Origin of the sequence: Paracoccus sp. S4493 (genome assembly GCF_000967735.1) — a bacterium.
Classification (GTDB): Bacteria; Pseudomonadota; Alphaproteobacteria; order Rhodobacterales; family Rhodobacteraceae; genus Paracoccus; species Paracoccus marcusii.
Genome location: NZ_JXYF01000236.1, coordinates 1 through 582 on the forward strand (window position 1 = coordinate 1; position 582 = coordinate 582).

At 67.5% G+C, this 582-nt stretch carries 1 protein-coding gene; it reads right to left on the reverse strand.

The window, feature by feature from the left end; translation table 11 throughout:
- Positions 1-582: efflux RND transporter permease subunit (locus TW83_RS16645; RefSeq protein WP_045983902.1), on the reverse strand; the 582-nt coding region annotated here is incomplete at both ends.

A 582-nucleotide genomic window follows, 5' to 3' on the forward strand; every position in this document is an offset into this window, starting at 1 on the left:
CAGGAACACGACCAGCGCCGACAGCGCGAACAGAAGTGGCGCCTGGTTGCCCGACAGACGTTCCTGGAACGACAGCCCGGTCCATGCGGTGCCATAGCCGCCGTCCATGTCCGCCACCATCTGTTCCATCACGTCCATCGCCTCGCCCGAGGACAGGCCGGGAACGGCCGCCCCGCTGAGCTCCAGCGCCCGTGTGCCGCCGAAACGCGCCAGCGATTGCGGTTCCTGCTGCCAGCTTTGATCGGCGAAGGCGCCAAAGGACACCATTTCCCCCTGGCTGTTGCGGGCATACCAGCGTTCGATGTCCTCTGGCTGGCTGCGGCTTGCGGCCTCGCCCTGGACCACCACGGGCCGCAGGTCGTTGCCAAGCGCAAAGTCGTTCACGTCGCGCCCGGCAAAGATCACCGACAGCATCGCGTTCACGTCACCGATGTTCAGGCCAAAGGCCGCGGCCTTCTGCTGATCGATGTCCAGGCGCAGGGCGGTCTGGGTGTTCGCGGTCTCGTTGCCGCGCAGGTTGGTGACCTGGCCACCCGCCTGCGCATCGGCGACAAGCTGGTTGGCGGCGGCGGCCAGCGCGTC